The organism is Gemmobacter lanyuensis (assembly GCF_014652355.1).
GTDB classification, from domain to species: Bacteria; Pseudomonadota; Alphaproteobacteria; order Rhodobacterales; family Rhodobacteraceae; genus Gemmobacter; species Gemmobacter lanyuensis.
Genome location: NZ_BMYQ01000035.1, coordinates 579 through 2,621, shown reverse-complemented (window position 1 = coordinate 2,621; position 2,043 = coordinate 579). Strand labels below are relative to the sequence as shown.

The following is a 2,043-nucleotide window of genomic DNA, read 5'->3' as shown; positions in this document are numbered from 1 at the left end:
AACCATCATGGCATACGTGATGCCGTTGGGGTGGGGGCATCCACCGCATCAGTTCACTCCTTTACGAATTCGGCCATGTGCTGCCGCAAGGTATCATACAAATTAAGCGGGTTTCGGCACTTTTGGACGACCCAACTTGCAATCTGCCCCCGCTGGTTCAGGAGGAGTGCCGGGATCTGCTGGCGCAAATCTCTGAGAAGACCTCACGCATTGAGGCCCGCACGCAGCGCGCAAAGCAGTTGGCGGAGCAGACGGACACCGCCCGCCGTCTCCAGACAATGCCAGGCGTCGGGCCACTTACAGCATTGGCGATTGAAGCTTTTGGCCCGACCATGCAGACATTCCGGCGTGGCCGAGATTTTGCGGCATGGCTGGGGCTTGTCCCGCGCCAGCATTCATCAGGCGGCAAGGATCGGCTCGGCAGGGTCTCAAAGGCGGGTCAGGCAGATATCCGGCGGCTGCTGATCATCGGCGCGATGTCGCGGTTGAACTGGCTCGGACGTCGATCAATCCCAGACACCTCCTGGCTTTCGCGGATGCTGGCAAGAAGAAAACCCCGTATGCTTGTGGCCATCGCGCTTGCCAACCGGATGGCGCGGCAAATCTGGGCCATGCTGACGACAAAGAGTGACTATCAGGATCCGGCACCGGTGACGGCGGCGTGATACACATGCGGTCGACCAGAAACCTGTGTCGGTGACGATGGTGTGAGAAGGCAATGACCCAGATGGGCGAAATGATCGAACAGATCTGGATTGGGGCAACCAGTGAAGCTCTCGGGGCCAACAAGCCCGGCATGAAGATTTGGACCCTGATCCGCAGATCACCATATTGGCCCGCGGCCTGTGGAGTGGCCGCACCGTTTGAGGCCTGACACAAGACCGCACTCGATCACTCGCAACAAGGGTTCGAAACCTCTTGCATCACGGGCGGCAACCACACAAGAGTTTTCAGCCGAAGGCGACCGACACACCGTCAGACGACGATCCGGGCGGCCCGCCCAGCCCGGATAGCCCTGCCGAAGATCACCCTGAACCGCCACCGTCCGAGACCGACCCGATGCCCCGCCCCACCCGCCGAAACCGCAATGCCGAGGTCGACTTCAAGGGCGAGAAGCGAACCAATGCCACCCATGCCTCGACCACCGATCCCGATGCGCGCCTTTACAAGAAATCCCCCGGCACCGGCGCGATACTCTGCTTCATGGGGCATGCGCTGATGGAGAACCGCTCGGGTCTGATCGTGCAGGGCGACCTCACGCAGACCGACGGTCACGCGGAACGGCGTGCCGCACTGGACATGATCCACCGCCATTCACCTGGATCAACCCGCCAACTCACGCTGGGTGCGGACAAGGGCTTTGACGCAGCCGAGTTCGTCGCCGACCTGCGACAAGCCTGCGTCACGCCCCATGTCGCCCAGAAATCGAGATATTCAGCGATCGACGGCCGCACCACCCGGCACGAGGGTTACGCCCTGTCGATCAAACACCGCAAACGGATCGAAGAGGCTTTCGGCTGGGCCAAGACTATCGGTGGCATGGCCCAGACCGTCTATCGGGGCGTCGAACGGGTGCGTTCCCGCTTCATCCTCACAATGGCCGCCAACAACCTCGCCAGACTGCCCCGCTTGCTGGCTGCGTGACGATCCCAAACAGCGCCAAACAGTCATGCTTTCTGCACCGAGGCGCCTGAAGCTAAAACCGGACAGTTGCGCCAAAAGGAAACCATTCGCCATCGCAGACTATTTCAGCGCCCTGCTAGAGTGAAATCGACATACGCCGACACAGGACACAGGCAATTATGCCACGGGCGGGTTAGCTCGCCCTGAACAACACTCATGTCATTGATTTCGCGATGAAACAGGGTAGTTTTTCTGGCTATGGCTTGCAGGGTTTTGTATGATTTTGGCCGAAACCCTGCAATTTCGGTTCTGCGTATGAAGCACCGCCCTCGTCCCCCGGAACAGGATGATCTGCTGCGGCCGCGACTGGTTGACATGATCGATCCGCGCCATGAACTGGTGAAACTGGCGGTGCTCCTT

1 protein-coding gene and 1 pseudogene are annotated in these 2,043 nt (G+C 60.1%); both read left to right on the top strand.

Features of this window, described 5'->3' with window-relative positions:
- The first annotated feature begins 38 nt into the window (after window positions 1–38).
- Window positions 39–665, top strand: a complete 627-nt coding sequence (locus tag IE101_RS19580) for an IS110 family RNA-guided transposase (RefSeq protein WP_308429882.1) — start codon at window positions 39–41, stop codon at window positions 663–665.
- Window positions 666–942: 277 nt separating this feature from the next.
- A pseudogene (locus IE101_RS19575) lies at window positions 943–1,644 on the top strand (transposase); the annotation flags it as partial.
- Window positions 1,645–2,043 lie beyond the last annotated feature (399 nt).